The organism is Pollutimonas thiosulfatoxidans, assembly GCF_004022565.1.
GTDB classification, from domain to species: Bacteria; Pseudomonadota; Gammaproteobacteria; order Burkholderiales; family Burkholderiaceae_B; genus Pusillimonas_D; species Pusillimonas_D thiosulfatoxidans.
Window position 1 is genome coordinate 2,716,224 of record NZ_CP022987.1, and the last position, 26,671, is coordinate 2,742,894.

The 26,671-nt window shown below is 51.7% G+C and carries 23 protein-coding genes; 1 reads left to right on the forward strand and 22 read right to left on the reverse strand.

Annotation, left to right across the window (positions count from 1 at the left end):
- Positions 1–187: 187 nt before the first annotated feature.
- The 22 genes from CKA81_RS13245 to CKA81_RS13350 form a co-directional block, all read right to left on the reverse strand.
- Positions 188–1,945 (reverse strand): NHL repeat-containing protein, encoded by a 1,758-nt coding sequence (locus tag CKA81_RS13245; RefSeq protein ID WP_128355698.1) that lies wholly within the window; start codon positions 1,943–1,945, stop codon positions 188–190.
- Between the two features lie 230 nt (positions 1,946–2,175).
- Positions 2,176–4,041, reverse strand: a complete 1,866-nt coding sequence (locus CKA81_RS13250; RefSeq protein ID WP_128355699.1) for a polysaccharide biosynthesis protein — start codon at positions 4,039–4,041, stop codon at positions 2,176–2,178.
- A 127-nt stretch (positions 4,042–4,168) separates the two neighbouring features.
- Positions 4,169–5,179, reverse strand: coding sequence for a hypothetical protein (locus tag CKA81_RS13255; RefSeq protein ID WP_128355700.1), 1,011 nt, complete (start codon positions 5,177–5,179; stop codon positions 4,169–4,171).
- 42 nt (positions 5,180–5,221) lie between these two features.
- Positions 5,222–7,003, reverse strand: a complete 1,782-nt coding sequence (asnB, locus tag CKA81_RS13260; RefSeq protein ID WP_128355701.1) for an asparagine synthase (glutamine-hydrolyzing) — start codon at positions 7,001–7,003, stop codon at positions 5,222–5,224.
- 1 nt (position 7,004) lies between these two features.
- Positions 7,005–7,559 (reverse strand): sugar transferase, encoded by a 555-nt coding sequence (locus tag CKA81_RS13265; RefSeq protein ID WP_128355702.1) that lies wholly within the window; start codon positions 7,557–7,559, stop codon positions 7,005–7,007.
- Positions 7,543–8,850, reverse strand: coding sequence for a lipid II flippase MurJ (locus CKA81_RS13270; protein ID WP_164878404.1), 1,308 nt, complete (start codon positions 8,848–8,850; stop codon positions 7,543–7,545). The genes CKA81_RS13265 and CKA81_RS13270 overlap by 17 nt, the downstream gene beginning before the upstream one ends.
- Positions 8,834–9,676, reverse strand: coding sequence for an aldolase/citrate lyase family protein (locus CKA81_RS13275; protein WP_128355704.1), 843 nt, complete (start codon positions 9,674–9,676; stop codon positions 8,834–8,836). Before CKA81_RS13275 ends, CKA81_RS13270 begins: the two co-directional genes overlap by 17 nt.
- Positions 9,677–9,773: 97 nt before the next feature.
- Complete coding sequence (locus CKA81_RS13280; protein WP_128355705.1) at positions 9,774–10,535, reverse strand: oxidoreductase; 762 nt, start codon at positions 10,533–10,535, stop codon at positions 9,774–9,776.
- Positions 10,535–11,218, reverse strand: a complete 684-nt coding sequence (locus tag CKA81_RS13285; RefSeq protein ID WP_128355706.1) for an acylneuraminate cytidylyltransferase family protein — start codon at positions 11,216–11,218, stop codon at positions 10,535–10,537. The genes CKA81_RS13280 and CKA81_RS13285 overlap by 1 nt, the downstream gene beginning before the upstream one ends.
- A complete protein-coding gene (locus CKA81_RS13290; protein WP_128355707.1) occupies positions 11,215–12,222 on the reverse strand; it encodes a Gfo/Idh/MocA family protein in 1,008 nt (335 codons plus the stop codon). The genes CKA81_RS13285 and CKA81_RS13290 overlap by 4 nt, the downstream gene beginning before the upstream one ends.
- Entirely contained in the window at positions 12,219–13,268 is a 1,050-nt protein-coding gene (locus tag CKA81_RS13295; protein ID WP_128355708.1) for a nucleotidyltransferase family protein, read from the reverse strand. The genes CKA81_RS13290 and CKA81_RS13295 overlap by 4 nt, the downstream gene beginning before the upstream one ends.
- 13 nt (positions 13,269–13,281) lie before the next feature.
- Complete coding sequence (locus tag CKA81_RS13300; RefSeq protein ID WP_128355709.1) at positions 13,282–13,941, reverse strand: acetyltransferase; 660 nt, start codon at positions 13,939–13,941, stop codon at positions 13,282–13,284.
- Positions 13,938–15,026, reverse strand: a complete 1,089-nt coding sequence (gene neuB / locus CKA81_RS13305) for an N-acetylneuraminate synthase (protein ID WP_128355710.1) — start codon at positions 15,024–15,026, stop codon at positions 13,938–13,940. The genes CKA81_RS13300 and neuB overlap by 4 nt, the downstream gene beginning before the upstream one ends.
- 3 nt (positions 15,027–15,029) lie before the next feature.
- A complete protein-coding gene (neuC, locus tag CKA81_RS13310) occupies positions 15,030–16,184 on the reverse strand; it encodes a UDP-N-acetylglucosamine 2-epimerase (RefSeq protein WP_128355711.1) in 1,155 nt (384 codons plus the stop codon).
- Positions 16,181–17,332, reverse strand: a complete 1,152-nt coding sequence (locus tag CKA81_RS13315; protein WP_128355712.1) for a LegC family aminotransferase — start codon at positions 17,330–17,332, stop codon at positions 16,181–16,183. The genes neuC and CKA81_RS13315 overlap by 4 nt, the downstream gene beginning before the upstream one ends.
- Before the next feature lie 6 nt (positions 17,333–17,338).
- On the reverse strand, positions 17,339–18,319 hold the full coding sequence (locus tag CKA81_RS13320) for an NAD-dependent 4,6-dehydratase LegB (protein ID WP_128355713.1): 981 nt from the start codon (positions 18,317–18,319) through the stop codon (positions 17,339–17,341).
- A 54-nt stretch (positions 18,320–18,373) separates the two neighbouring features.
- A complete protein-coding gene (gene hisH, locus CKA81_RS13325; RefSeq protein ID WP_237183391.1) occupies positions 18,374–18,988 on the reverse strand; it encodes an imidazole glycerol phosphate synthase subunit HisH in 615 nt (204 codons plus the stop codon).
- Between the two features lie 32 nt (positions 18,989–19,020).
- A complete protein-coding gene (hisF, locus tag CKA81_RS13330) occupies positions 19,021–19,782 on the reverse strand; it encodes an imidazole glycerol phosphate synthase subunit HisF (protein ID WP_128355715.1) in 762 nt (253 codons plus the stop codon).
- Between the two features lie 28 nt (positions 19,783–19,810).
- The gene (locus CKA81_RS13335) at positions 19,811–21,121 is read right to left on the reverse strand and encodes an N-acetyl sugar amidotransferase (RefSeq protein ID WP_128355716.1); all 1,311 of its coding nucleotides are present in this window, start codon (positions 21,119–21,121) and stop codon (positions 19,811–19,813) included.
- A 17-nt stretch (positions 21,122–21,138) separates the two neighbouring features.
- Entirely contained in the window at positions 21,139–22,395 is a 1,257-nt protein-coding gene (locus CKA81_RS13340; RefSeq protein ID WP_128355717.1) for a glycosyltransferase family protein, read from the reverse strand.
- 23 nt (positions 22,396–22,418) lie between these two features.
- The gene (locus CKA81_RS17110; protein ID WP_164878405.1) at positions 22,419–23,198 is read right to left on the reverse strand and encodes an O-antigen ligase family protein; all 780 of its coding nucleotides are present in this window, start codon (positions 23,196–23,198) and stop codon (positions 22,419–22,421) included.
- An 815-nt stretch (positions 23,199–24,013) separates the two neighbouring features.
- Positions 24,014–25,264, reverse strand: coding sequence for an O-antigen ligase family protein (locus CKA81_RS13350; protein WP_128355719.1), 1,251 nt, complete (start codon positions 25,262–25,264; stop codon positions 24,014–24,016).
- Positions 25,265–25,430: 166 nt separating this feature from the next.
- On the opposite strand from CKA81_RS13350, the gene CKA81_RS13355 reads away from it, so the two are divergent.
- Positions 25,431–26,663 carry a transferrin-binding protein-like solute binding protein gene (locus tag CKA81_RS13355; RefSeq protein WP_128355720.1) on the forward strand — a complete coding sequence of 411 codons (1,233 nt, stop codon included), beginning with the start codon at positions 25,431–25,433 and terminating at the stop codon, positions 26,661–26,663.
- The last annotated feature ends 8 nt before the right edge of the window (positions 26,664–26,671 follow it).

The window sequence follows — 26,671 nt, forward strand, 5'->3', positions numbered from 1 at the left end:
CCGCTAGCTCACTGGACAACACCGGCGCAGAGCCCGACAGAGGAAAGGCAGCCACCGACTTCGCGAAGCATTTAGGCGTGAGTTGCGCCACATCCTCTCAGCAAACCGAAGATACAATCTTTGGCATATCAGGATTGATTAGGCGCTTCGAAATATTGGGTGAGTGATCTTTAAATGCGTAGTCGGCTCATGGAAACGGGATGGCCTTTACGGTCGCATCAGCCGACGCGAAGTAGATTTTGCTCCCATTCACTACCGCTGATGTCATCATGCGCCCTATATCGGGATGGGAGAAAACTGTCGACACATGTCCTTTGTCAGATACCAGCCGCAACGCGTTGTTCCACATATCAGCAACGATTAGCCCACGGTCCGTTGCAAATAAGTGGGCGGGACCGCTGAATCGCGACTTTCCACGACGGCCGTCCACGTAGCCACCGCCGTACTGGCCCTCCTGGGGATCCGGTATGCCCGCGAAGAGGCAGGTTTCTCCATCTCCTTTGAGAGGGCTCGCGATTAGGTCATGGCTGTAGCCGTTGACAATAATTAACTTCTTCGCGAATATTTCCAATGCGACAGGTCTATTGAGGTTGTAAGACCTATTTGGCGCACACATAGAGTTTCGATAGTTTAATTCATTACGGCCGGACCCAACATGGGTCGACACCAGCTTAGTATTTGTATCGATGACGCGAACCTTGTCATTCCATGCGTCTGCAACATACAACATACCGGCATGAAACTTCAAATCTCTAATTACAGCAAACCTCGCATCGACCGCCGTCCCGTCCAAGTCGCCATACTCGTCTTCAGAGCCGGCATACAAGTCGAATTCTTCAGTCGCCAGGTTTAACAGGAAGATGCCATGGTTGGAACCTAGAAATAACCTAGATCCTACATCGTCAAAGGCGAATGCCCTCAACGTTGTAAAGCTATGGCCGTTGAGATAGTGGCCCCATTTACCGCCCCCGCTGGAGTCGAATATCAGTTCGATGGAGCCTTCGTCGGGCTTAAGTTCGACCATTGTACCGTCGGGAGTTATGGCTAGGACGCTTTTGCCAACGTTCTGCATCTTAATTATGGTGTCGGAAAGGATCTGCCCGGTCGTGGCGACGATCGTCGTTCTTTCGCCGCTCAGCGTTAGGCGGGACACTGTCTCTTGGTCAGAGTCTGTTATCAATAACCCGAGGCCATCCAAAGTCGTGCGGATCGACGCAATGTGAACAAAATCCCCCGCTACTACTTTCACGCCTTCTGCCGTATAGCGTTTTAATTCCCATCGCGCACCATAGGCGAAGTCATCTGTTCCGAAGCAAAATATAGCGTTGGAATATGGTCGATCAGTGAATAGTAGCTGTCGACCTGCTGCATTAATCTTCTCGAAAGCTACATCGCCGGCCGGGCGAGAGTATGCGACTATTAGATCATCGCCGCAGAAGTCAAAGCCCATGATATCGAGAACAGCAATATCCGGACGGAGCAGCATGGGTTCGATACCATCTTCGGAGACACGAACGAAGACATTCCTTGCGTCTGTACCGTCGAGCGCTATTACGTCATCACCGCGCCGCTGCGCGAATTTTACGAAATTCAGGCCTACCTTCTCGCCTCCGAGCATGTAGCTGTTTCCGATGAATTTTACTTCATTTTGGTAGTGAAAGTTAACGCCGGCGCCGCGCGAAGAAAAGGAAAGGAATCCGTTCCGGTAAGGCGCTAGTGCGAGAACTGGAAAAGCTTTTTGGGGGGTCGGGAGTTCCAGCAACTTCTCACTTGGTACATCTGCACCGTTTCCGGCGAGGACAGATACGGTATTGTTCTCGACACGGCGTATATAGCTATTCTGAGTGTCCGCCACCACGTAGAAACCTGGAGTCAATTCAATAGCGTCTTCAGGAAGCGCCAGATTTGCCGCGAGATAAGAGTGTTCGTCATCTGGTGGAGCCAAACACAATCTGGGGGATGTGATGCACCAAGGGAACTTGGAATACGATGACTAGGAAGTATATAGCGCCCACAACGCCAAGGCCGAAGGCCCACTTCAGCACCTTGAATTTCATTCTTTTGCAGCCTATGACAGTTTGTATTAGCCGCTACTATAACAATCATCGCAGACGGGTCACCAATGCAAGAGGCGGAATGGAGTGGCGCAACTGACTTACAGCCCTTGACCTCAAGTCAGACGATCGTATCCTCTGACACCTCGGATTCAAAGCACCGGGGTTGATACTCAGGAATCCACTCCTTCAGCTTTGCGCGTACTTGGCTATCCGTAACAGGTTGAGAGTGCTGGAGCCATTCCGAAATATCGACAAAGAATCCCTCTGGGACGGGCCTCGAACGCGCTATACGGAGTTTTTCGTGTGGAGTCGGAAGGGTCTCTTCAGAGTCTGCTAGCAACTCCTCGAACAGCTTCTCACCGGGACGCAAACCAGTAAACTGTATCGGAATCTCCTGTTCAGTGAACCCGGACAGACGAATCATATTTCGGGCTAGGTCCACAATCTTCACAGGCTCTCCCATGTCGAGGACGAAAACCTCGCCGCCTTTTCCCATGGCGGCGGCCTGCAGCACGAGTTGAGCCGCTTCGGGTATTGACATGAAGAACCGAGTAATTTCGGGATGAGTTACGGTTACAGGTCCGCCTTGCGCTATCTGCGATCTAAACTTGGGTATGACACTACCAGTACTGCCCAGTACATTACCAAAGCGGACCATTTGGAAACGGGTGGCGCCGCCGGTGCAATGCAATACTTCGCAGATCATTTCGGCCAGTCGTTTCGAAGCACCCATCACATTGGTTGGGTTTACAGCTTTATCTGTTGAGATTAGTACGAACCGTTCGGACCCATATTGCTTTGCGCAATTGGCCACAACCAGCGTACCCTTCGCATTATTGCGTACGGCTTGCCATGCGTTCCTCACTTCCATCAAAGGAACGTGCTTATAAGCAGCCGCATGAAAGACAATCGCCGGCTTATACGTGCGAAATATCTGTTGCATGCACGAGTCGTCTTTTACATCGCCAGCTAAGGCAATGACATCAATCTCAGGCCGGTGCTCACCAAACCACTGCTCGACCATGTAAAGTGCGAATTCGCTTGCCTCTAATAGGATAATTGCAGCAGGCGAAAATCGTGCTAATTGACGGCACAGTTCACTACCAATTGACCCGCCCGCGCCGGTAACAAGGACATACTTGCCACTCAGCATAGTCTCTACATCGCCACTATCTATTCGGACCGATTTGCGACCGAGCAAGTCTTCAACTTTCACCGGACGCATCACATTGATAGCCACTCGGCCACTCATAAGTTCGCCCAAGCCGGGTACGGTGAACAGATTGGCGCCGGCCTGCGCCGCAACGACGCTAACCCTTTGAAGAGACTCCGCTTTCGCTGATGGCATGGCTAAAATCACGTGCTTCACGCCGTAGCGTTCCAGTATCGACGGAAGCATGTCAGTTCCACCCTCTACTCTTCGCCCAGAAAGTTCCAGCCCCCACTTACCTCTGTCGTCATCGACTAGCGCAACGACTTGCCAGTCTGCGCTTCGGTCCAACTCTCGAACCAACATCGCGCCAGCCGTTCCCGCCCCTACGACTATCACCGGTAGCGCGTTGGGATGCCGCTTACCGTACAAAAGATATTCACTCCAAATCCGCCATGCAATGCGCCCTCCGCCCATCAACAATACCAACAAGATGGGATACAGAAGCACGACAGATCGCGGCACTTCCAACTGATGCCGAGCAAGAACAACAAACAGCAGCAGCACTGCAGTGGAGATCGATACTGCCACCACCACCCGGCGGAGGTCTGAAACACCCGCGAATATCCACATTCCGCGGTGTAGCCCTGCCCATCGACGTACAAAAGAATGAATCGCCATTAACAATGCCAGCCCGATCCATATCTCCTTCTCGTACCCGAACGGCCACGCAAAGTTAAAGCGGATTAAGAATGCTCCTATCCAGGCGACCGGCACCGCAGCCAAATCAAACAGGATAGCGAACCATGAACGTAGCGTGGAGCGTCTGTCCATCTCAGTTGGCCAGTCCTAGACGGCCTGCGTCATAGATCGCAGATAATTCTTTCCTCAACATTTCTCATTCACTCTTAAAACATAGCGTTGACAAAGGGTACACGCCTTCCCCGCGAAGCCCGCTCCATTAATTCGTCAACTCAAGTTGAGAGCTACCACCGGTTCGACGGGGCAACCGGCCCATATCGGGTTCGATACGAAAGCCCGAGTAGCTCAGCAACAGCATAGCGCCAATGACCATCACGCCTAGGCCTTCCACGAGAACGCCAAACATTGAGAATAATAATAAGCGATTTACAATGGTACGCCGTCTGGGGAATAGGACCTTCAAGGCTTTAAACATCAGAAAAAGCGCAAATAACGCAAATATTGCAGCCTTCAAGGGAGCGCCTTGACCGATTTTTACGACTACTGTCGACCTCATGATTATGGACTGGAGCGGTCCCGCATCATTCAACGAATACCCCACTGATCCGCTGTAGAAACCATATATCTTTGCCTCCACCACTGCCCATACCATGAAACCCAAGTACAAGATAAAAATCAAACCCAAAGCGCCCAATCGGCGCGCACGCCCGTAAGCCAAATACAATGTGGCAATAAATATAAATACCAACGAGGCGGAGCTCAGCGAGGCTAGCGTAGCGCCCATTATCAATCGGAGCACACCAGAATGTTTATCAACATAATATGAGAGAAACACTATGATCGAAAGAAACACTAGCGCAGAACGCCAGGACATTACCAGAGGGAAAATCAGTAGCGGTAGAAAATAGTAAATATTAGCGCTGCGACGAATTGTAAATATGCTGACGCAAACTACATAATACATCGCGATGGTTTGACCTGGGGCCCCGAAGAGCTTTTCCAGAACGAAGAACGGCGTAGTAGTAATCAACCTAACAACGTGGACATATCCTAGCCATTCGTCCTTACCGTATGGAGTAAAGTCGAAGCCGCTTCTGATCGCTCGATAAGCATCGACCAGCTGATTGTTAAACCCATCCGTTGAGTCGATGCCTTGAAAAATGCTATAAAAGTCAACGTATTGGTGTTTAAAGACCAACATGTTGCAGGCTGCACAAATCGCGGCTAGCATTACCCAGACAAACACCTTTTTATCGACAACGAGGCGCATCAATAGCCGTCCATGCGTATAAAAGAATGGTCGACCCGGGCATCATGCTAAAGTCGGCTTGTTCACATCATGCCATATTGCAAAAGCTATTAACGCGCGCAACTGCCGGGTAAAGTCCTCGCCTGCGACATGCCGGTTCAATATGTCCGTAATATACGGGGTGGAAAATAGACCGCCTTGGCTGTCGAGCGTCTTAAGCTTCTCTTGGCAATAAGCAAGCTTAGTCGTTCTGAACCAGTCGCCGACAGGTACCGTGAACATCTGTTTCTTTCTATAAGCGAGCTTTGCACCAATCAACGGAGCGACCGCCTTTTTGTATATATATTTGGTTACGCCGTCTTTTAGCTTCAAATGGCCGGGCATTCGAAAGGCAAGTTCCATCATGCGGTAGTCTAAAAATGGTGTGCGCGCCTCCAAAGACATCGCCATGCCCATACGATCCGGCTTCACAAGATTATTACCGCTCAATAGCAACTGCATATCTACATACAAAGCTTGGTTTATCCGATCTTGATGCTTTAGCTCAGCAAAATAAGGGCGCACGACCTCAAACGAGTTATTCCCTGTCATGCGTTCCCGAAATGCTGGGGCCATTACAGATGCTTTGGCCTGGTCGGAGAACAATGAGATGCTGGCAAAATATTCTCGTTCAAACTCAGCATCCGTCATACTATTGATCCCCGGGCGTGAGAAGAAAGACTGGTATTTGTCGTATCCAGCGAACAATTCATCGCCACCGTCTCCGGTCAACACCACCTTAACGTGTTCGGCCGCGAGCTGCGAAACGCGATAGGTAGGAAGAAACGAGATATCTCCGTGCGGTTGATCACAATGATGGGTCGCGAACGGCCAAATGTCGAGCATGTCTGGCGACACCCTCTTCATAACGTGTTCCGTAGAGAAACGTTCAGCGGCCTCCTGCGCGAAGCTGGATTCATCATAGCGAGGATCATCAAACCCGATACAGAAGGTCTTGACCGGCTCAGTCATATGGCGAGCCATTAAGCCCACCACGGAGCTGGAGTCCACCCCCCCGGATAGAAACGCGCCAAACGGAACGTCGCTGCGTAAACGCAATCGGACGGCATCATCTAAGGTGAAATTAAATTCCTCTATCCATTGCTCTTCGGTACGGCCATATACCGGCTCTACATCGGCTAAATCCCACCATTTTTTTACGTCAGTTCGTCTTGAGCCTATCTTCATGTAATGACCAGGCATCAGGTGCCTGATCCCACGGTATATCGTATGGGGCGGCGGTACGTAATTGAATGTCAAGTAATGATGAAGAGCTTCCTCGTCCAGCGAACTGTCAATATGGCGATCCTGGAGAATAGACTTTATTTCTGATGCGAAGGTTAACTGCCTTCCATCATCATGGAAGTATAGTGGCTTCACGCCCACTCTGTCGCGAGCTAAGAACATTATATTTTGGCTTGCATCGTGGATAGCGATTGCAAACATTCCGTTCAGTCTATGTAGGCAGTTTATGCCCTCGAGCTCATATAGGCGAAGTATTACCTCCGTGTCCGACTGGGTTCGACAGGGATTACCCCGGCGACTAGCCTCTTTAGAAAGTTCGACATGGTTAAATATTTCCCCATTCTGTACCACTACAATACGACCGTCGTCAGAGATGAAGGGTTGATGGCCCCCTGCGATGTCGATAATAGCAAGCCTCTGATTGCCTAGAGCCCAGCTATCACCCTCGTACAAGCCGCGATCATCAGGGCCTCGGTACCTAATAGCATCCCCCATACTGATAAGCGTACTGGAATCTACAGATCTTCCTTGTCGGTTGTAGTAGCCAAATATTCCACACATATCAGTTTCCGCCTTTGGCTACAACCTGTTTAACTGTCATTGCAATAATTTTCATGTCCAGCTTAAATGAGTTAGTTCTTGCATACTCGAGGTCCAGACGCTTACGCTCGTCCTCAGTTGCCTGGGATCGGCCTGACACCTGCGCTAGGCCAGTAAGCCCGGGACGTACGCTCGTTCTGAGCTGCCACTCTTCATCGGAATAAAGAGGTCGCTGTTGCGGTACATCGGGCCGTGGACCCACTATGCTCATGTGCCCCATCAATACATTCAGCAGCTGTGGCAATTCGTCGATGCTGGTCCGCCGTATAACTCTTCCGAATCGCGTGATACGCGGATCGCGATGTGCCGTAGCATAGCCGCCTAGGTTCTCCGCATTTATAACCATACTCCTGAACTTCAGCATCGAGAAAGTACGCCCAGCTTGTCCCACCCTAGTCTGCCGATAAATGACTGGGCCACGGTCACCTGCATAAATTATTATTGCGACTGCTAAAAGCAATGGTGCACTACAAAGCAGTGTGGTAATCGCCGCAGTTACGTCAAACAATCTTTTCATGTTCAAACTTTTTTTGTTTTACCAGTTTCCATAAGCTGAATGCCAAGATAGCCTGGAAGGCAACTAGCGCAACCATCAATAGACGTATATCGTCCAGTACCAAACCAGGAACAACGAGAAATGGCAAAAACATGGCACTTAGAGCGGTGCGCTTAAGCAACAAATTTTGCCGTCCTTGAGCGTTCAGCGCGGCAGTCGCCATGCTGCTAACAGCAACCAGAGGCAAACCAATGAGCCCGATTCGTACCAACTCGGAGATCAAGTTGAGATCCGCTGCGGAGAATGAATCCTCACCTAACACCAGCCCCACTATGGTCCGACTCACAATGATGGCCGGTATAGCGATTGCAATTGCCAATCCCGTCGCCTTAGCACAGCTTCTATTGTAGAACGCAACAGCGGCACCGGTATCAGCGGCGTCCACCATCCTAGATAGTCTGGGGAGCGCGACGGTTCCGAAGGTTGTAATCAATATTCCAATAGGGAGCTCAACAATTTTTGTTGCATAGCTAAACCCAGCTAGGCTACCACTACCAAGCAGTGTAGCCAATGAACGCATGAGCACTGGCACCAATAATGTTGCCGATGTGGCGATAAGTGCGTAAGTAAAGCTGGCACCCAATCGTCTATCAAAGTACAAGGCGCGCCCAATCCTAAACTCCACTTTGTCAATAATTCCTAGCAGTTGGGAGCCATAACGCACGAACGCACCCATTGCAATAGCGCAAGCAAGCCATACAAGTGTTTGTCCGCGCGAAGAGCCAATGACCACGCCGCCGATTACGATGACGTTGAATATGAGAGTACCCGTTCCTGCCAAGAAAAACCGACCCTGGCTGTTGAGTAGAGCAGTCGAAATCCCTGATAAAGCCGTGAAGGGAATCGCAATACACACGACAGCAAACAAGAATCTGGCCTGCTCGTCGAGAGCGCCGACATAACCCGGGGCAATTAGAGCCAATACGGAGTCTGGCGCGGCCCCGACTATCAAAGCAATGATCGTGAAGACGGCAGCGGCGAACACTGTGCTTTGCCAAAATAGCTTTGACCGAGCGGAGGACGAAAGAACGCTAAGCCGTGGCACAAGCGCCGCCGTCAGGCCTCCCGCGAGGAGTATATTGACAAAAAGATCGGGCAGCGTGAGCAAAATGACAGCAATATCTGCTTGCGCACTCAAGCCCAATTCGCGCGCGATTAAGACTTCCCGCACAAAGCCTGATGCCCGCCCAGCAAGCAGTGCGAGGCCCAATATGAGCGTGGTGGAGCCGAGAAGCTTACGAGTTACTATCACTACGAGTTTTCGCCTGGAGATGTCGGACAATCTCTTCTACCAAGCGCTTCACTTCTTTTTGATTTCTAAGCAGTTGAGCAACATCGGACTCGCAGTGCCGGAGATACGCGCCGCGAAGCTTTTCTACCTCTCCGCAGAAATCCATATCCGCCTCGATCTCTTCAACTGATTTCGCGTCCCTGTGGAATGTACGTGACAGGATTGCCGCAGTAGAGCCCAACCTTGCATGCTCCGACAGTATGAGCTCCGCAGGTAGCATTCCCTCACCTACCCTCGCAACTCCCCCTATGCCGAATGGGATGTTCGCCTCTCTCAACTGTCTCGCCATCTCCTCGACGCATCCATTTGTCAGAGGTTCGAACATAAATGCGTGTCTCATCGCTAAGTGAAGATCGTTTAAGCCGATATGGACCTCGATCACCCCCGGCACCGCCACGCAATCCCGAAGTGTATCCATCGCTCCTATGGTTTCCACTAGCAAGCAGATTTTCGCCCGTCCTGCAACGTAAGAGCTAAACAGCTCCACTTCGCTGGCGGAGTGAAACATGGGCAGCATAAGCGTATTGGCGCCACACCGGACGGCACGATCTACTTCTGCTCTAGTGTCCGGATTGATCGGATTTAAACGAGCCACAAGCTCAGTGCTAGGCGCGGCCGCGCGCACTCTCTCGAGATCTTCGAAGGTATGGCGGCTGATAACCGTATTGAGATGGCCTTGCCGTTCATCTTTCCCTAATATTTCCAGATCAACAAAGAGGCGATCCACACCATTCTTCGCGGCATAGGCGGCTACTGATGCCGAGTTTGTGATGAAGTAAAAATTCATGGTGTCCGTACTGAGGCTAATATGTAGTAGTTGCGCGACGCGTCGCGGTGAAGCACGAAACGCTTAGCGGTCAAGGCATAAAGCATCAAGAAACGAGTCACGTGGAAAAGCCGTCATCAACCACTATATTTTGCCCGCACACATATTCAGATGCATCAGACAATAGAAAGCGTACGGCTCCGACCACATCGCGAGAATCAAGCATTCCCTTACTACCGGAAAGCTGGCGATAGCGCTGCAAGAAGGTAGGATCTTGCCCCGCCTCGATGCCACCGGGGCTGACACAGTTGACACGGAATTGCGATCCCTTGGTGTAAGAGGTTGTGTATCTCGAGATATGCTGCAAGGCGGACTTGATCGCGGCATACTCCACAGGCATGGTCATTTCCGTACCCTGGTACACGTCGAATCGCGGAGATATTACTCCATACACGGACGAGATATTTACGAGTGAAAATTTAACACCGCCGTCTACAGCGTACTTAGCGCACTGTTGCATGAACAGAAAATAGCCACCTAGGTGAAGGGAAACGTTTTCACAAAAATCTTCGATGCTCACATCGAAAAAGTGACGCCCATATGAGGTATTTCGAGGGTAGGCCGCATTGACGGCGCCATCAAGGCGCCCGTAGGTGGCCACACCGAAGGAGAGCAATTCTTGCACTGAAGCGGTACTCGTGATGTCACACACATAGACCGAAATTCTATCGATGAACTGCTTCTTCATCTCCTCTAATTGATCTCTATCCGTATCGGCAGCGAGAACGGTCGCGCCGCTCTGCCACGCGCTCAGAACCACTTCCCGACCCAAGCGGCCGCATGCTCCAACTACTATGACGACCTTCCCTGTCAAGTCCATTACTGCTTTCCTTTATACAACGCCTCAGCAAATGCAAAATCTAACTCGTCATCGATATCTACTGCTCTACTTTTTGGCACTATGACCGATTTCACCCTTCCATCAAAAATGCCTGCACTTTCCAAAATGAATTTGGGGCGCGCCAGATATGCGACGGTAGTAAGATCGAAAACCTCCGGAGCGTCTTGTCGTCGAGTGATACTTGCCCCACTAATCGCGATGTGAGTATCACCGTTAGCTTTACGCGTGACCATATTGAAATAAGGACTTCGCGAAGCTGGCGTCACCGTTATGACTACATCCGATGTATCGTCCAAGGCCGTAAGGCAGTTCTCAATGTCCTCCCGAGCACGAAGTGGACTTGTTGCCGGTAAACTTAAGAAAACGTCGAACTGCTCCCCTCTCTCATGTAGGAATGCTATGGCGTGCTGCCATGCATGCCATTCGCTCGCAAAATCCGTCGCTAGGTGCTCAGGCCGCATAATAACTTCCGCCCCATAACTCTTCGCGACAGCTGCGATTTCTTCCGAATCCGTGGACACATAAGTTTTTAACACCGTGCTGAGCTCAGCAGCGAGACGGATACTGTGAGCGATTAGCGGCACACCTCCAAGGGGTCTGATGTTCTTTCCAGGTAGCCCTTTTGAACCGCCACGAGCGAATACGAACGCGAATACTTTCATTCGACAGTACCGATTTCTACTGGCATTTTTGTTTGCGATGACAAATGAAGCGCGTCGACGACCGACAACACCGCCAAAGCATGTCGCAGCCCCACCTTAGGATTTGCGTTCCCCGACGCTACTTTGTCAAAATGCACTATTTCTTCCATGTACATATCGTTTCGGTCGTAACATTCGTCACGAAACAGCTCTTCGGACCGTCCTCCGCTCGATAGAATAATGCTGTTGTGCAGTACGTCCCAGATAACAGTTCCGTTCTGTCCGATAATTTTGCAGCGACGCTCGGGCGATCGCTGCAAGAAATCCATATGAAGATTGACTATCAAGCCGCTCTTTAAATTTAATATTGCGTCTACGTTGTCTTCAACATCTATTTCCAATGCTCCGCTAGTTGAGGCTACGCAATATACGCGCTCGACCTCGCCGAACAACCAGCTAATATAATCTAACTCGTGGCTCAGCTCTAATAACACCCCGCCTCCGAGCTCTTTGCGCGCCGAGACATTTTTCCGGTAGTCACTTTTGGGACGCCAATCCGGCAGGTATTGGCCTACTTCGGCCAATACGCTGTAAATTCGTCCTAACTGTTGCGATTCGATAATAGTTTTAACTTTTTGCGCAGCTAGCAGATTGCGAAGGTTATAAGCTATATCGACTCTATGCTCATTCTCGTACAATACGTTTAGCTGATCTTTGAGCGTCTCAACCGAACTCGATAAGGGCTTCTCGATAAGGACTGGAATATCGTTACGTAAGAGTTCAGCTGCATGTAGGCCGTGAAGGGGTGCGGGAGATGCCACAATAGCGAAACTTGGCCTTGACTTTACGGCCTCAGCAACTGAAACATACCGGACCGTCTCAACGCCGACATCCGCGCCGCTAAGCTGTCGTCCCGACGCGGAAACACAGCCGACCGATGATCCAGGAAAAAAAAGACGCAAATTATCAATATGTCGCCGGGCGATGCTACCACTTCCCACAACTAAAAAGCGCCTTGGGGTCATAGCAGGTTGCCTACCTCATATTGGGCACGCTTGAAGTCCTCAATACGCCCAATGTCCAGCCAGTATTCGTGTACTGGAAAGACGTTCACCTCGTCTCCCTTTGCGATAAGGCTTTCCAGCAGGGCCGGCATGTCAATCCGGGTATGGGGTTTAATGCTTTTGACCACTTCCGGGTCTAAAAGATAAATTCCCGCATTAATGAAAAATCGCTGCACGGGTTTTTCGACCATCGATGTGATGCGAAGCCCCTTACTTTGTATTACACCGTAAGGAACCTGGTACTCGTATTCTCGCACGCACATTGTAGCGACGCCATCTTGAGTATTATGAAACTCTAATAGTCTTTGATAGTTCAGCGTGGTCAATAAATCACCATTCATCATGAACATGGGACTATCAATTTCTTCATGCGGTAATAGCCCGATCGCGCCGCCGGTTCCTAGAGGAGATTCTTCGTGAACATAACGGATGGACACTCCCCAGCGACTTCCATCGCCAAAGTATTCCTCAATCATATGCGGTAAGTAATGAGTCGAAATGAAGAAACGATGAAAACCAGCCGATATGAATCTTTCCAGAATAATTTCCAAAATAGGTTTTTCACCTATTTTGAGCAGTGGCTTCGGACATTCACTCGTCAATGGATGCAATCGGGTGCCGAATCCGCCAGCCATGAGAAATACAGGATTATTCCTTTGAGGCCGATTTACGAGTCCCTGCAGGGTTTGTAGGCCCACAACACGTCCGGATGCATCTATAACGGGCAATTGTAAAAGCTGCGTGCTGTCCATCAGCGCGAGTATCCGATCTTTACTCCAGCCTTCCTGGGCCACCTGTGGCTTATCACACATCACGGCTCGTAACGGGGTAGTAAGCGGTAATCGTTTCAGTAAAGCACGACGTACATCACCGTCGGTCAGGGTTCCCAATAACTTCCGATTCTCATCGACCACCAGCACTATTCGGAGCGCCTCGCGATCAAGTATCGCAATCGCCGCTTCAAGGCTCTGATCAGGTGGCACTAAAATTGATTTCCACGAATTCATGACTTCAATCCAACTAAGACCGTTCCAGTACAGCGCCACCGTCGGAGCGACGCCCAACAAACACTTGATTAGCGTCTACTCTTTTCAACACCACTGTGCCCGCGCCGATGATCGCACCACTGCCGATCTCGACACCTTGAATTACGGTAGCACCAGCACCAATGAAAGCCCCACTACCGATGCTGACGCCGCCCGCTAGCGTGACGCCAGGCGCGATATGAACGTGGTCTCCCACCAAGCAATCGTGATCGATAATTGCTCCAGTGTTCACGATACAGTTCTCACCTAAGGCGGCGTCGGCTTGAACGACGGCCCCTGCCATTACCTGGGTTCCTGGCCCTAGTATGGCGGTCGAGTCGACGTAGGCGCTTGGGTGCACAAGAGTCGCGAATCGAAACCCTCGGCCTACGGTATGCAGGTAGAGTGCTCGACGAGCTACGCTGCCTGGCAAGCATCCAATTCCATTCACGGCGTCCACTGCGCAACAATCAATGCTCTCGAGCGCAGAATCGTCGCCTAAAACAGGAATACCGCGCCATTTTGACGTTCCTCGTTTTACCAGGTCAGGATCGCAAACCCCTATGATCTCACGGCCAAGGCTAACCATCAGGGACAACAATACCTTAGCGTGTCCGCCTGCGCCCAACAGAACCAAGGATCGAAGATCGGTCATATATCTATGCTGTCCCCGGCCTTGTAGCCTCGGCTTACCTGCATCCCGACACTATCCCACAATCCGTTGGCGGGTCTGCCGCCTCCACAACGGGCAGTCGTGAGATCTTCACGGCTCAATACTTCACCCCTATTAATGTCCCGCGTCACCGTTACTTGTTGACGAGCAGCAGATCGTGTGTCCCATTCACTCGCCTGAGGCGCCTTCCTGCCATCTCCTAAAGAACGTTCAAGCTGACGAATATCGCGGACCATCTCACGGAGTTCATCCGGCTGGAGGGAAGCTTGATGATCCGGTCCGCTCATCCCACGATCAATGGTGAAGTGCTTCTCTATTACGCGCGCTCCGCGGGCAACAGCAGCAACGGGGAAAAGGGTACCTTCAGTATGGTCAGAATATCCGACTGGAAGCCCAAAGCTATGCGCCAATGTGTCCATCGCACATAAGTTAACTTCCTCGGGAGGCGTAGGGTATTGCGAGGTACAGTGCAGTAAAGTGACATGTCCTTGTAAGCGTCTTCGATTTTGCTCGTTACTCCAGCAACGCCAGACCTCTTCGAAGTTGGATGGTTCATTTATCGAGCACAAGGCATGGGCGACCACAGCCAAGCTCTCTTCGACTTCCCCTAGCAGCGCCATACCTGTAGAAAGAATAAGCGGTTTGCCCATCCGCGCGAACTGCCAGAGTAAAGGGCCGTTCGTCAGTTCGCCTGACGGTATCTTGTAGAGGGGCATATCCAGCGTATTTAAGAACCGTAGACTCTCAATATCAAACGCTGTAGACAAGAACTCGATGCCTTTACGATGAGCATAGGATTGCAACTCGACGTGCCACTCATACGGCAACTCGAGCTTCTCGAGCATAGACAATTGGCTCTCGTTATGATCGGTCTGGGCTTTCTGATACGTTGCCTTTGGCGCGCTCCTGGAAGCCAGTTTCTTCGCGCTGAAGGTCTGAAACTTCACAGCGTCCGCGCCCGCGTCGGCAGCAATATCAATCAATGAGAATGCGTGGTCCTTGCGTCCGTTGTGATTCACGCCCGCTTCGGCAATGATGTACACGGACCCGCCGTTGAGGTCGCTCATAAATCATTCCAAGTCATAAAATTTCTTTGGGACATCGAACTTGCTACTCGCTAAGAACTGGACAATGGCCGCAGCGGCATCCCCCTGACCATATGGATTCTTTGCCTTCTTGATTGCGTCTGAATGCGCCTCGGATAGCGCCACATTTAAGGCACCCCTAATCGAAGGTAAATCTACGCCACAGTTCACTACGCTGGCCGAAGCCAAGCGTCCCTCCTGGCGAACTCCAATATTGACAGTGGGGCGGTTCAGAGCGGGAGCTTCGATGATTCCGCTGGACGAGTTACCAACCACAGCTGCGGCGTACGACATCGCACTAAGGTACCGCTCAGAGCCTAATGAAGCAATGGCCAGTATCCTGGATGGATGCTCTTCAGCATACTGCTTTAAGAGGGGAATAATGTAACGGCCGCCATTATCTGCATTCGGGTACGTGATTATGACCTGATAATCAGGGAAAAAGTCTAGCGCCTCGAGCAAGCATTTAAAGACGCTAACTGGATCCTCGTTCGCAGCAGTGACCGGATGATACGTCACTAAAAAATAGGGCCGTCGCAGGTCAAATCGCAACGAAGTCGCTAATTCATGCAACGTCAGCCTAGTAGATCGGGTAATGTGGTCTAAACCGACTGCCCCTACACAGAGTACGCGGTCCGGTTGTTCTCCCATTTGTACTACCCGCTCTCTATACGGCTCAGCAGCAACGAAATGGAAACTGGCCATCTTCGTAATCGCGTGCCTGATTGCGTCATCGTAGGCACCCTCTGTAATTTCACCACCATGTATGTGGCCAATCGGAATTTGCATGATTAGGGCAGACTGAGCAATCGCGATTGTTTCGAACCGATCGCCAAGCACCAATAGGATATCCGGACGCAAGCGATCTAATGCGTCAGCAAACCCTATCATGCCGACTCCCATCGACTTCACGACCCCTACCGATGAGTTGGATGAAAGCAGGAGCTCCACCTTAGCATCAATATGAAAGCCGTCCTCCTCTATTTGTCGCCAGGTTTCTCCAAACTCGGGAGAGAAATGCATGCCTCCTGCAATGATGCGCAAGTCGAAGTCGGCGCACGCCTGTATATCCTTCAGCAACCAGTAAAGTAGCCCGTATTCGGCTCGGGTGCCGGTGAATACCGCTACTGTTCGAATCATAGACTGCCCTCGGGAAGAACGCTACTCGGTACATTTACGATGCGCTCTTCTAACCACTGAGCGTTGCTCAAGTCGCCACGTTGGCAGTTGCTATAGTGGGACAAGCCAGTCATCAGCCTCCAGATGGGCCGCGTCATTACGCCGGCTTCGTTAGTAGCCTTTAACATTGCATCACGCTGCGCTTTCGTTTCGCATATGACAGCGTTAAGCCAATAGTTAGATCTGCAATTCTCAGGCTCTTCGACAAAGCGAATCTGAGAGCTTCGGAGCAACTCACGATAACGGGAGGCAAGTTCCCGCTTTGCGCAGATAAACTTATCAAGCTGCTCTAGTTGCGCGCACCCCAATGCAGCGTTAATGTTAGGAAGTCGATAGTTAAAGCCAATTTCATCATGGTCGAACTCGTACGGGTGAGGCCTCTTTGCCGTGGTCGTAATGTGCTTGGCACGCGACCCTAAAGCTTCTCCTGACAGCACCATTCCGCCACCGCCAGTTGTAATTATCTTATTCCCATTGAAGCTTAACGTACCCAGTTTTCCGAAGGTGCCGGTATGCCTTCCTTTATATAGGCTCCCAAGCGACTCGGCTGCATCTTCTATCAATGCGATATTCCACAACGCACATACCGCCACCATCTCGTCAAGAGCTACGGGGTGCCCGAACGTATGCATGGGTAAGCATGCCCGAATTATTCTGCCATCAGATTTACGATGACATAACGCGTCGTCGCCGACGAATGCGTGGGTCTCTAACCACTTTGCTAAAGCATGGGGACAGAGACCTAACGTTGCACGATCAACGTCAATAAAAACTGGCTCCGCCCCGCAATACGCCACAGCATTGCAGGTGGCGACGAAGGTTAACGGCTGAGTGATCACTAAATCACCTCTACCGACCTCTGCAAGCATCAGGGCGGTATGCAGTGCAGCCGTCCCGTTCACCGTGGCAGTCGCCCGTGCACTACCGGTGTACGCAGCAACATCATGCTCGAACTGATCGACAAATGTCCCTACACTGGATACAAAGGTCGAAGTTATCGTCTCCGTCACATACTCCTGCTCTCGCCCTCTGAAAACCGGCGCGTGCAACGGTACAAAATCATTCGTCGCGTACTGCTCGCGAACGAATTTTATGATGGCGTCAAACATATTGTCCTAGACGTTATATATACCGGCCTTGTACTTGGCTAAGTTCTCTGGCCTTGTGAACCACTCAATGGTTTCTTCAAGGCCACTGCGAAGCGAGAATGCTGGCTTAAAACCGACGAGATCGACTAGCTTCTTGTTATCGCACCACAACCTGAATACCTCTGATTTCTCGGGGCGGATTCGCTGGGTTTCTGTCAAGAATTCCACATTGCTACCCATGATCTCCTTGATAATGTTAAGCGTGTCCCCTATAGAAACCTCGTAGTTTGATCCGATATTTACCGTTTCACCGATGGCTTGATCACAGCGAGCTAATTTCAAGAAACCCTGACAAGTGTCGGCCACATAGTTGAAATCCCGTGTCGGTGTAACGTCGCCAAGTTTAATTTGCCGATGACCAGCCGCGATCTGACTGATTATTGTGGGAATCACAGCCCGTGCTGACTGCCTAGGACCGTAGGTATTGAAGGGGCGAGCGATAGTCAACGGCAAATCAAATGCGTTGAAAAAGCTCATTGCCATGGCGTCGGCACCAATCTTTGAGGCACTGTACGGAGACTGGGCCTGCAACGGATGCCTCTCATCAATGGGAACATATTGAGCAGTTCCATAGACTTCACTCGTCGAGGTATGGATTATCCGCTCCACACTGTTATTCCTAGCCGCCTGACAGATATTGAGTGTGCCCTTAATATTCGTATCGACATAGCTATCCGGCGCGATATATGAGTATGGTATTGCGATCAGTGCCGCGAGATGAAAAACTACGTCGACCCCTTTTGTAATATGGTCACAATAATTTGGATCCCGCACATCGCCGTTCAGGACCTCTATATGGGGCAGACAATCGACATCCTCTAACCATCCCCAATAGTTGAAAGAGTTATATTGCGATAATGCCTTAACCGTATAACCTTCCTTCACCAACAACTCTGTTAGATGCGAGCCTATGAAGCCGTCGGCTCCTGTTACTAATACCGTACTCACCCAAACCTCCGTGTATCCGCGCAATGACGAGTTTGCGTCACCCACGCAACCGACCTACAAATCCATAAACCGCTGCAGTAATAGCAGACCAACTTTACCGCTACGCTCAGGATGAAATTGCGTAGCCATGATGTTCTCATGTTGAACTGCTGCGCATATTCGGTGCCCGCCATACATACAGTCGGCCAAGCGATGTGATACTTCGCTCGGTTCCGGCGAAAATGAGTGCACGAAATATACGGCAGGATGTAAGCCCACGTATGGGTGCAGCAAGGTGTCACTCCAGTTCCTTTGAGAAAGCGGTGAAATTAGATGATTCCACCCAATATGAGGTACCTTTTGAGGCGCCCCATTGGTTGTCATGTTCGGCACAGCCCTCACCCGCCCGGGCAGAACACCTAAACCAGCATGCTCGCCAAACTCGTCGCTGACGTCGAACAACATTTGCATACCGACGCAAATCCCAAAAAGAGGTCGTTCGGAGCCGATGAACCCGTGAATGGCATCATCAAAGCCCCGATCACGAATCTCTATAAGGCTATCCTCAAAGGCGCCAACCCCAGGTACTACAAGACGATCCGCTCGCCGAGCCTCTCCGGCGTCCGTCGTTATTTTCACCTCGGCACCGCAATACTCAAACGCGCGCGCGACATTGAGCAAGTTCGCCATGCCGTAATCCAGGAGCGTTACCTTCGGCATATCTAAATCTTCCTCACAGGTAACTTCGCGTGTATTGCTGCGGCGCGTATTTGTTCTAGCGGGATATAGCCGTAGTGCACAACACTAGCCATCGAGACCGCCGCGGCAAGCCCACTTTGAGCCACCGCAACCATATGGTCAACATGTCCCATTCCCCCACTTGCAATAACCGGAACAGTTACCGCTTCGCTGACGGCTCGGATCAACTTCACATCAAATCCTTTACGCGTGCCCTCTTGGTCTACCGACGTAACAAGTACCTCGCCCGCGCCCAACGCCACGCCCCGCGCAGCCCACTCGACCACATCGAACCCCGTACGCTCACGCCCGTTGTCGGTATATGCTTCCCATTTCCCAAGCGCTACCTGCTTGGCTTCGATTGACAACACCATAGCTTGGGATCCGAACCGGCGGGACACCTCTGATATAAGCGCTGGTCGCGCAATGGCCGCCGTGTTAATTGCAACCTTGTCGGCTCCGGAACGCAGCATCTCGCGCACATCGTCTACAGAGCGAATCCCTCCGCCTACTGTGATCGGAATGAATACTTGGTCAGCCGCTCTTTTAATTATTGCGGCAAGATTGTTTCTTCCATATAGGCTTGCGACAATATCCATGTAAATCAGCTCGTCAGCACCAGCTTCGTAATAGCGCAGGGCAAACTCTTGCGGGTCTCCCACCACACGAAGTCCCTCCAACCGAATGCCTTTGATTAGATTCGGTCCTTTAATATCCAATCGTGGGATGAGCCGCAAATTACTCATGTAATCCTACCCTAAGATATCGTTCTTATTAACTGATAGCGTGTCGCAACGACCATACATTGCCTTCCCACTTCCATAGGTGAGGGCTCCGAAAAGTATCAGCAAGCCTCATGAAATAGTCACGAGTCATAATAGGTTGTTCGAACATTTTGCTAGCCTCCGGAAATTCATTTTCCGGGACGCTGAGATACTGAAATATTTCGTCTGCAAATCGTTCAGGGAACTCGTGATCGAATCGCTTAACAAGCGCGACGCCTTCGTCACGAGTTATATCTCCAGATCGGATCTCTTGTGCTGCATCATAGCTCGCACGTCCAATACCGAATTTGACGCCTGTAGTGTAATAATGAAAGTCGTCGATCCGGTCATCAATACTGTTGTACTTACTATAGGTTCCGGGCGTCCGCTCAGGAGAGGCTTCAAAGCCCCCGTGTTCTACCGCGTAATAGTAGCAACTTTGAGGATGCCACTTTAAGTAATACCCCAAGTAGTGGACGTCGACTTTCTGTCGCTCTATTTCTTCTGGATTGGCAGGGAGATAGGGCAATAAGTCTTGCTGCTCAACACCAAAATGGCTCTTTAGATCGGCTATGGACACACCGCCAAGGCTAACTTTAGATTGATCTCCAGCGGTAAAGTACGACCAGTCCCGTTTCGCGGTGTCGGTATCGCCAATAGGATTCCCATACTCAGCCTCATTCTCACCATAAAAAACGAGCGGAATCTTATGCAACAGCGCCATTTTCGGTGCCAATGATTTTTGTCCGAACATAAACGCTTGGAACGGATGGAACAAGTTGTCTACCGCAAGCCGAGTTAGCAGCCGATGGACCCGCCCATTCGGGGTCATAAGAAGATTATCGTGACCGGCATGTATCCACCGCTGAAAGTTCTTCCATCCCCATTCAGTATAAACGTGAGGTGCCCAGGTCACGGTTAAAGGATGCATGCCATACTTAGTACGTAGGATATGCGAAGCGTAGAAGCTGTCCTTGCCGCCGGAACCCGGAACGATGCAGTCATAACTGCCGTCATTGCTACGATGACGATCGCAGAGCTCCCTTAGCTGACGTTCTCGGTCGGCCCAATCTATCGCCGTACGCTTTTTCTCTGCAAAGTTACACGCGTCACAAACACCGGCATCATCAAAATGAATCGTGGCCTTCTTCGATGCCTTCGTGTGGGTATACTCCACAGCAGAATTCGGCCTTTGATTCGATATCACGCACTTGGTGCAGTACTGCACGTGCTTGGGGAGCCCATACTTTGTTTGCAAGTCGGAACGATCATTACTAAATAAACTTTTGTCGGTTTCTTGCGGTACTAAAATACGTTCCATTAAATTCTCCAAAGCTACTACATCTTTAACAAGGAATTAATTACCTGGACCACGTGCTGGGTCGCGCTCGTACCCTCTAAACCCAGGCGCGACACACGACCATGGTCGCTATCTTGCCGCTTAGTAATATCCAAAATCGCCCGCGACAGCTCGCCAATTTCCTGAACACCATGCGAGATTCCCATCTGCGAGAACGGAGCATCTTTAGCCCAGATGGAGCAGTCCACCGATATTACCTGGCGGCCAGCGATGAAAGCTTGAAGGCCTACCGTTGAGGCTGACACAACGACGAGATCAACAGCATGCAGCAAAACGTCAATTGGTTCGGATGAGACGCTAAGTTCCACTCGCTCGCTACCCTGCGCAAACTGAACATGCTCGCTCGGATGATAGCGAACGACCAGCCTGAAGCGCTTGTTGGATTTTATAAAAATCCGCAGTTGTGCCTCGACTTTCCGGGGCAACTCCGGATCGCCCACTCGGCCGTCGAACGGGTGACGTTGTGGCTCCATCTGCGATGCCCATAAGATGGTAATTAGACCGTCCCCCCAGCCGCGTTTCTCACGCATTTGTTGGCCGGCAATCTTTACAGATTCGTCCATCAGGCTATCAAAAGCCGGGTTACCAGTGACGATGATCTCGGAAGGTTCACGTCCCGCTTCCAAGAATAGGCTTTTGACCTGTTCGTTGAGTACACAGAGGCGGTCAGCGTAACCAGATTGGCCTATCCAGGCAATTTCCTGAAGGGCAAACATGTCGATAACGCAGACCGACGGGATACCTATCTCACCTGCAGCCACAATAGCCGCTTGCTCAGCTCGAGGTGAATTAGTGGCGACAACAATGCTGGCTCCTACGCGCCTTATAAGGCTCTTCAGGAGATTTACGGGTAAAAATGCTTGGCGGCCATGCTTGGAGTACAGCGCGTTGGCGCGCTCTTCGCCATGCTCTTCCACCAAGGCTTGAAAGTTAAGCCCCAGGTAAGCCACCGACTCTTCGAGGCTAACACTACCACCCCGCGGAATATCCGAGGCCAGTGCTAAACCCCGTTGTCGCACAGTGGAGCTCTGCGCCTCTGGAAAATCCTTGAAACCGATGCTCGGAATTCCAAGCCGTTCGAGGTGCTCGCGAGCTGTCGTCATCGCCAGGAAAACGAACTCGCGGCGCGCTTCCATCAATGCTAAAGCGATGGGGGCGAGCATCGCGACATGGCCTCCGCCATATGCGACTAACAATATTTTGCCCTTAGGCTTTCCCATCTTAAATTCACTCACGTAGGCTCGTATTGCCTGTTGCTTCAACTTGGCAGTTCATCTATGCCGGTAATCAATCCACCTTTGGGGTCGCCATCAGACCAGACCCGGCCCTCTTCATTTCTCATGCAGCCCCAGAGTAAGGCGACCGACAGGAGGTAGAAGATTACTCCATTATTCCGACCCAGAATAACCTGTGTAAGACTAAACACTGCGAAGGATGCAACTACGGAAGCCCCGGATATTGCCAGGGCCATTACATTCCGCCGGTCCGAACCGAGCCTCTTGCAGAAGTAGAAAAATGGCAGCGAGTATAAAGCTATGAGCATCGCCAAGCCAAAGACGCCCTGGTGCAGCCAAACTTCTAAATAGTTATTATGGGTATTCGAAAGGCCACCGACAGACCGGCCAATCTCCCCCTCTTGGGTGAGCGCTTCTACTGAGTTGATGTATTCCTCGTGGCCCCACCCTAATATCGGTCGTTGAGCAATATGAGCCGCTGCGACGCTCCACGCTTCTAACCTTAGGCCAATGGACGTAGCGGAGCGGTCTCCTTCAACATACTGTTGGAGCTCCGTTACGGTCGTGTCGTAGCGAGCATACAAATCGTCGCGCAATACGCCGAAGGTACCGCCCAATCCGACAAGCACTATAAGCACGCCTGTAATCTTCTGTCGAACCGCCATCTTGGGCAGGAGTGAAGTGCAAAAAAGAACCAGAACCAACGGCACAGCGAGCCATCCACCTCTCGTTCCTGAGACAAATGAAGCAAAAATACCGCAAAGAAAACCACACAACAGCATTGCGAATTTGAGGTTATTCATTGCTCTTCCATCGGTGGGCCGCTCCCAAAGCAGACCACCCAAACATAGGAAAGCAGTGACAAGACTTAGGTCGCCAAAAGGTATAGCACTAGTCATGAAACCTGATGGTCTTTCGATGCCTAAGCCGAACTTTTGCCAAGCCGCTATACATGCTGCTGTAATCCCTCCGACGGCAACACCCGACCATAAGTAGCCTACCCTAGGCGGTATCTTTATCAAAAAGAACAATACTGGAATGAGTAACAAACATCGACTGACTTGGTCTAGCGTCTTGGGCTTGTTTCCATGGCCTAGGAAGGCCGCGAGCGCCACTAGAAAGGTGCCGCCTAGCACTAAGGCTAGGCGCTTATCTTCGACCGAGAGGCCGCTCACTGTCTTGTTGCTAATAAAAAACCAAACGCTCGCGAGCAAAACCAAGCCGGCCCCATATGAGTACCCCGAAGGGAGTACGAAGCAGAGGGCGTAAAAGAGAAAGGCGCTCAAGGACGCGGCCAAAGAGAAGCAGCGGCGTGATTCTAAGGGGAGGGTCGCACTCATCTAGACACTATATTCATACTAATCTGAAGGCGGATGGCGTGCCTATCATGTTATCGGACTTTTTAGGTTGTCAGTTAGGAGCATGCCGGCTTCGACACGTCGTTCTGACCTCCTCCCGTCAAACCAAGCAGCTGGATGGGAAGTATGCGACAGGCCTATTCGACCGCCGATCATCGGTGTAGGCCCGCATTTTATATCATTTGGCCATCAGCTATAGGTGGTAGGAATCTAAGTGAGCGTCACATCCCGGCGCGCAGCTTACCCTCTCACTGTAGTTACTAGAAGTAGGCTTCTCGTTTTCGTAGCCCCGCCCACAGAATCACCAGCGTAACCGTAAAGAAAACCACCCCGCTATTGCGCCCTAGAATCACGTGGGTCAGCCCGAACGTGAAAAAGCCCACCTGAAGCACAGCGCCGGCCACCGCCAGCGACTGCACCGTACGATCTTCTGATCGCAGCCTCTGGCAGAAGAACCACAATGGAAAGCCATAGAGGGCCAGCAAGGCCAATAAGCCCGGCAGACCCTCGAACAGCCAAACCTCTAAATAGTTGTTGTGTGTGTTGACAAGTTCCGCCGCATAAGGGGCAACGCGGTCCTGCTCGATAAGCACTTGCAGATGCTGGGGATACTCGGCGCGGCTGTAGCCCAACAGTGGACGCTCGGGAATACTGGCGGCAGCCGCCCGCCACATCTCCAGCCGTCCTCCTATGGAAGAGCGGGAATCGTTTTCCTGCACATAGCTGCTTATTTCTACCACGGCTTCGTCGTAGCGTTGACGCACTGTGCTATCGGGCATAGTCCACATTACAGCCAGTACCGCGGCCAATGCAGCAATGCCAAGAGTGCAGCGAGCCGCGTTGCGTCGTGTCACGAACGCTGCCATAAGAATCAGCGCAACGGGTGCAAGTGCTAACCAGCCACCCCGCGAGCCCGATGCCACCGACGCGTAAGCTCCGGCCGTGGCGCCCAGCAGTAGCGCTGCAATCCAGTATGGCTGGTGCGACCGTTGCTGGGACCTCGCCCACGGCATCCCCGCAACGCATAGCAGCCCCAACATCAACGCCATATTCCCGAAAGGCACGGCGCTGGTCACAAAGCCGGTAGCCCGGTCGATGGTGACAGCGGCCCAATGAACTTGCCAAGCTGCTACGCAGGCGGCTGCAATTGCACCGGCAACAAGCCCCGCCCATAACGCTTCCAGCCGGGGCGGCACAGCACGCAGAAAGATGAGTATCGGGATGGCCAGGAGACACCTGCTGTTTTGATCCAGGCTACGGGCTGCGTTGTCGTGAACCAGCAGCATGATCAGACTTACAGCAAACACAGCAAGCTGCAGATAACAAAGGGTTTTATCTGCAGCGTCTATACGCAGACTGCGATGCTGGACAAGCCAGACAAGACTCAGCAGTAACAGGGCGGCAGCGCCGTACGAATAACCCGACGGCACAGCCAACATCAGCGCGAAAAAGAAGAAAACGCTGGCTGAGACCGCGGTTTCCCAGCTTGGTTGAAGCGTAGTTTGGATCATTCCCCGTGCAGGCAAATGTAGAGCCCGGCAACTTGATTAGCCACTACGGTAACCGACATTTTCTGTTGCGTGTTTGACCATCTGGCCGTAGACTACCCAACGCTACAAATAATAATAATTGCGAGCAAACGTTACGCGCTATATTCCTGCTCGCCAGGAGCCCTTAGTGACGACACCATTCAAATATGCAGCAACGCTGCTGCTATCAAGCGTATGCGCCTTGGCGCATGGCGAAGGTCTTACCACCCAGGAAAAGTTCGATGCCCTCGCGGCCAAGGGTATTATTACTGGGACGTCGGCTGACGCGGCGATCGATCAAAATATGAACCGCGCGCAGTTCGCGCGAGTCGCTGCCTTGCTCATGGGTCTGGAAGCAGTGCCCAGCCCTCCGCAGCAACCGAACTTTTCCGACACATCTCGTTCCAGCTGGGACATCGCCAACCTTCAAGGTGCCGACCAGACTCCCCAGTCACCCGAGGGAGTATTCAGTCCGGGCGGGGATGTAAGCCTACAAGATCTGGCAAAACTGGTGGTAGAGCTGTTGGAGCTGGACCAGAACATGGACAACACCCCCAACGTGCCGGGCGCAAGCGATTGGGCGCAAGGGTACATAAAGGCTGCGGTTGAGGCCGGCATTATGCCCGGGTTCTCCGATTACACCCAGCCGGCAACTCGCGAGCAGCTTATTAACGCAGCCTTTACAGCGTCGGTCGCCATCCTGGGCGACCAGGTATTGGACCAAAACATGGTCGATCCCACCGACGCCAACCCGGAAGGCGAAGTCACCAATCAAGACCTGGCCGGCATGCTTGGGGCGGACACCGATCAAACCACTACCGACTCAGGCGCCGCCGATCCGGATGCGCCACCCGAGTCGAACGACAACCTTGCCTGGACGGATCAAATCGCCAATGAAGTACTTATCGGTCAACTGGTAGAAGAATCCGTCGTACAGGCGGCGACCAGTGCCGATCAGGTCGCTATGTATCCGTACTTCGATGCCGGGTTCGTTACGCCCATTTCGGATATGCCCTTCACCGGCACTGCGCTATACAACGGCCGGGCTAGCGGCGCCTTTGCCAATGGAACGGCTCTAAACGGTGATCTCACCATGGTGGCCGATTTCAGTGCCGAGCAGATTGAATCGTCAATATTCTTCGATAACAACATGGGCGCGGCAATTTTCACGATCCAGCAGCCGGGCAACAGCTTCACTTCGGTCAGTGCGGCAAGCGGTAGCTATGGAGCAAGCTTGGATCCCAATCCGCTTATTGTGACTGGCGTAGATATCAATGGCATGTTCTACGGGCCGGCCGCAGAAGAAGTGGGCGGCACCTGGGGCATAGACTTCGATAGCGGATCGGCATCGGCGGACGGCACCTTCAACGGCAAACGCTAGCACCAACA

Coding starts and splice junctions, on each gene's coding strand:
- hisF (WP_128355715.1), bottom strand. CDS start 19,782: ATGAGTAATTTGCGGCTCATCCCACGATTGGATATTAAAGGACCGAAT.
- CKA81_RS13280 (WP_128355705.1), bottom strand. CDS start 10,535: ATGGACTTGACAGGGAAGGTCGTCATAGTAGTTGGAGCATGCGGCCGC.
- CKA81_RS13285 (WP_128355706.1), bottom strand. CDS start 11,218: ATGAAAGTATTCGCGTTCGTATTCGCTCGTGGCGGTTCAAAAGGGCTA.
- CKA81_RS13255 (WP_128355700.1), bottom strand. CDS start 5,179: ATGCGCCTCGTTGTCGATAAAAAGGTGTTTGTCTGGGTAATGCTAGCC.
- CKA81_RS13265 (WP_128355702.1), bottom strand. CDS start 7,559: ATGAAAAGATTGTTTGACGTAACTGCGGCGATTACCACACTGCTTTGT.
- CKA81_RS17110 (WP_164878405.1), bottom strand. CDS start 23,198: ATGAATAACCTCAAATTCGCAATGCTGTTGTGTGGTTTTCTTTGCGGT.
- CKA81_RS13275 (WP_128355704.1), bottom strand. CDS start 9,676: ATGAATTTTTACTTCATCACAAACTCGGCATCAGTAGCCGCCTATGCC.
- CKA81_RS13250 (WP_128355699.1), bottom strand. CDS start 4,041: ATGGACAGACGCTCCACGCTACGTTCATGGTTCGCTATCCTGTTTGAT.
- hisH (WP_237183391.1), bottom strand. CDS start 18,988: ATGGCGAACTTGCTCAATGTCGCGCGCGCGTTTGAGTATTGCGGTGCC.
- CKA81_RS13300 (WP_128355709.1), bottom strand. CDS start 13,941: ATGACCGATCTTCGATCCTTGGTTCTGTTGGGCGCAGGCGGACACGCT.
- CKA81_RS13335 (WP_128355716.1), bottom strand. CDS start 21,121: ATGGAACGTATTTTAGTACCGCAAGAAACCGACAAAAGTTTATTTAGT.
- CKA81_RS13315 (WP_128355712.1), bottom strand. CDS start 17,332: ATGTTTGACGCCATCATAAAATTCGTTCGCGAGCAGTACGCGACGAAT.
- CKA81_RS13350 (WP_128355719.1), bottom strand. CDS start 25,264: ATGATCCAAACTACGCTTCAACCAAGCTGGGAAACCGCGGTCTCAGCC.
- neuC (WP_128355711.1), bottom strand. CDS start 16,184: ATGATTCGAACAGTAGCGGTATTCACCGGCACCCGAGCCGAATACGGG.
- asnB (WP_128355701.1), bottom strand. CDS start 7,003: ATGTGTGGAATATTTGGCTACTACAACCGACAAGGAAGATCTGTAGAT.
- CKA81_RS13295 (WP_128355708.1), bottom strand. CDS start 13,268: ATGAATTCGTGGAAATCAATTTTAGTGCCACCTGATCAGAGCCTTGAA.
- CKA81_RS13290 (WP_128355707.1), bottom strand. CDS start 12,222: ATGACCCCAAGGCGCTTTTTAGTTGTGGGAAGTGGTAGCATCGCCCGG.
- neuB (WP_128355710.1), bottom strand. CDS start 15,026: ATGAGCGACCTCAACGGCGGGTCCGTGTACATCATTGCCGAAGCGGGC.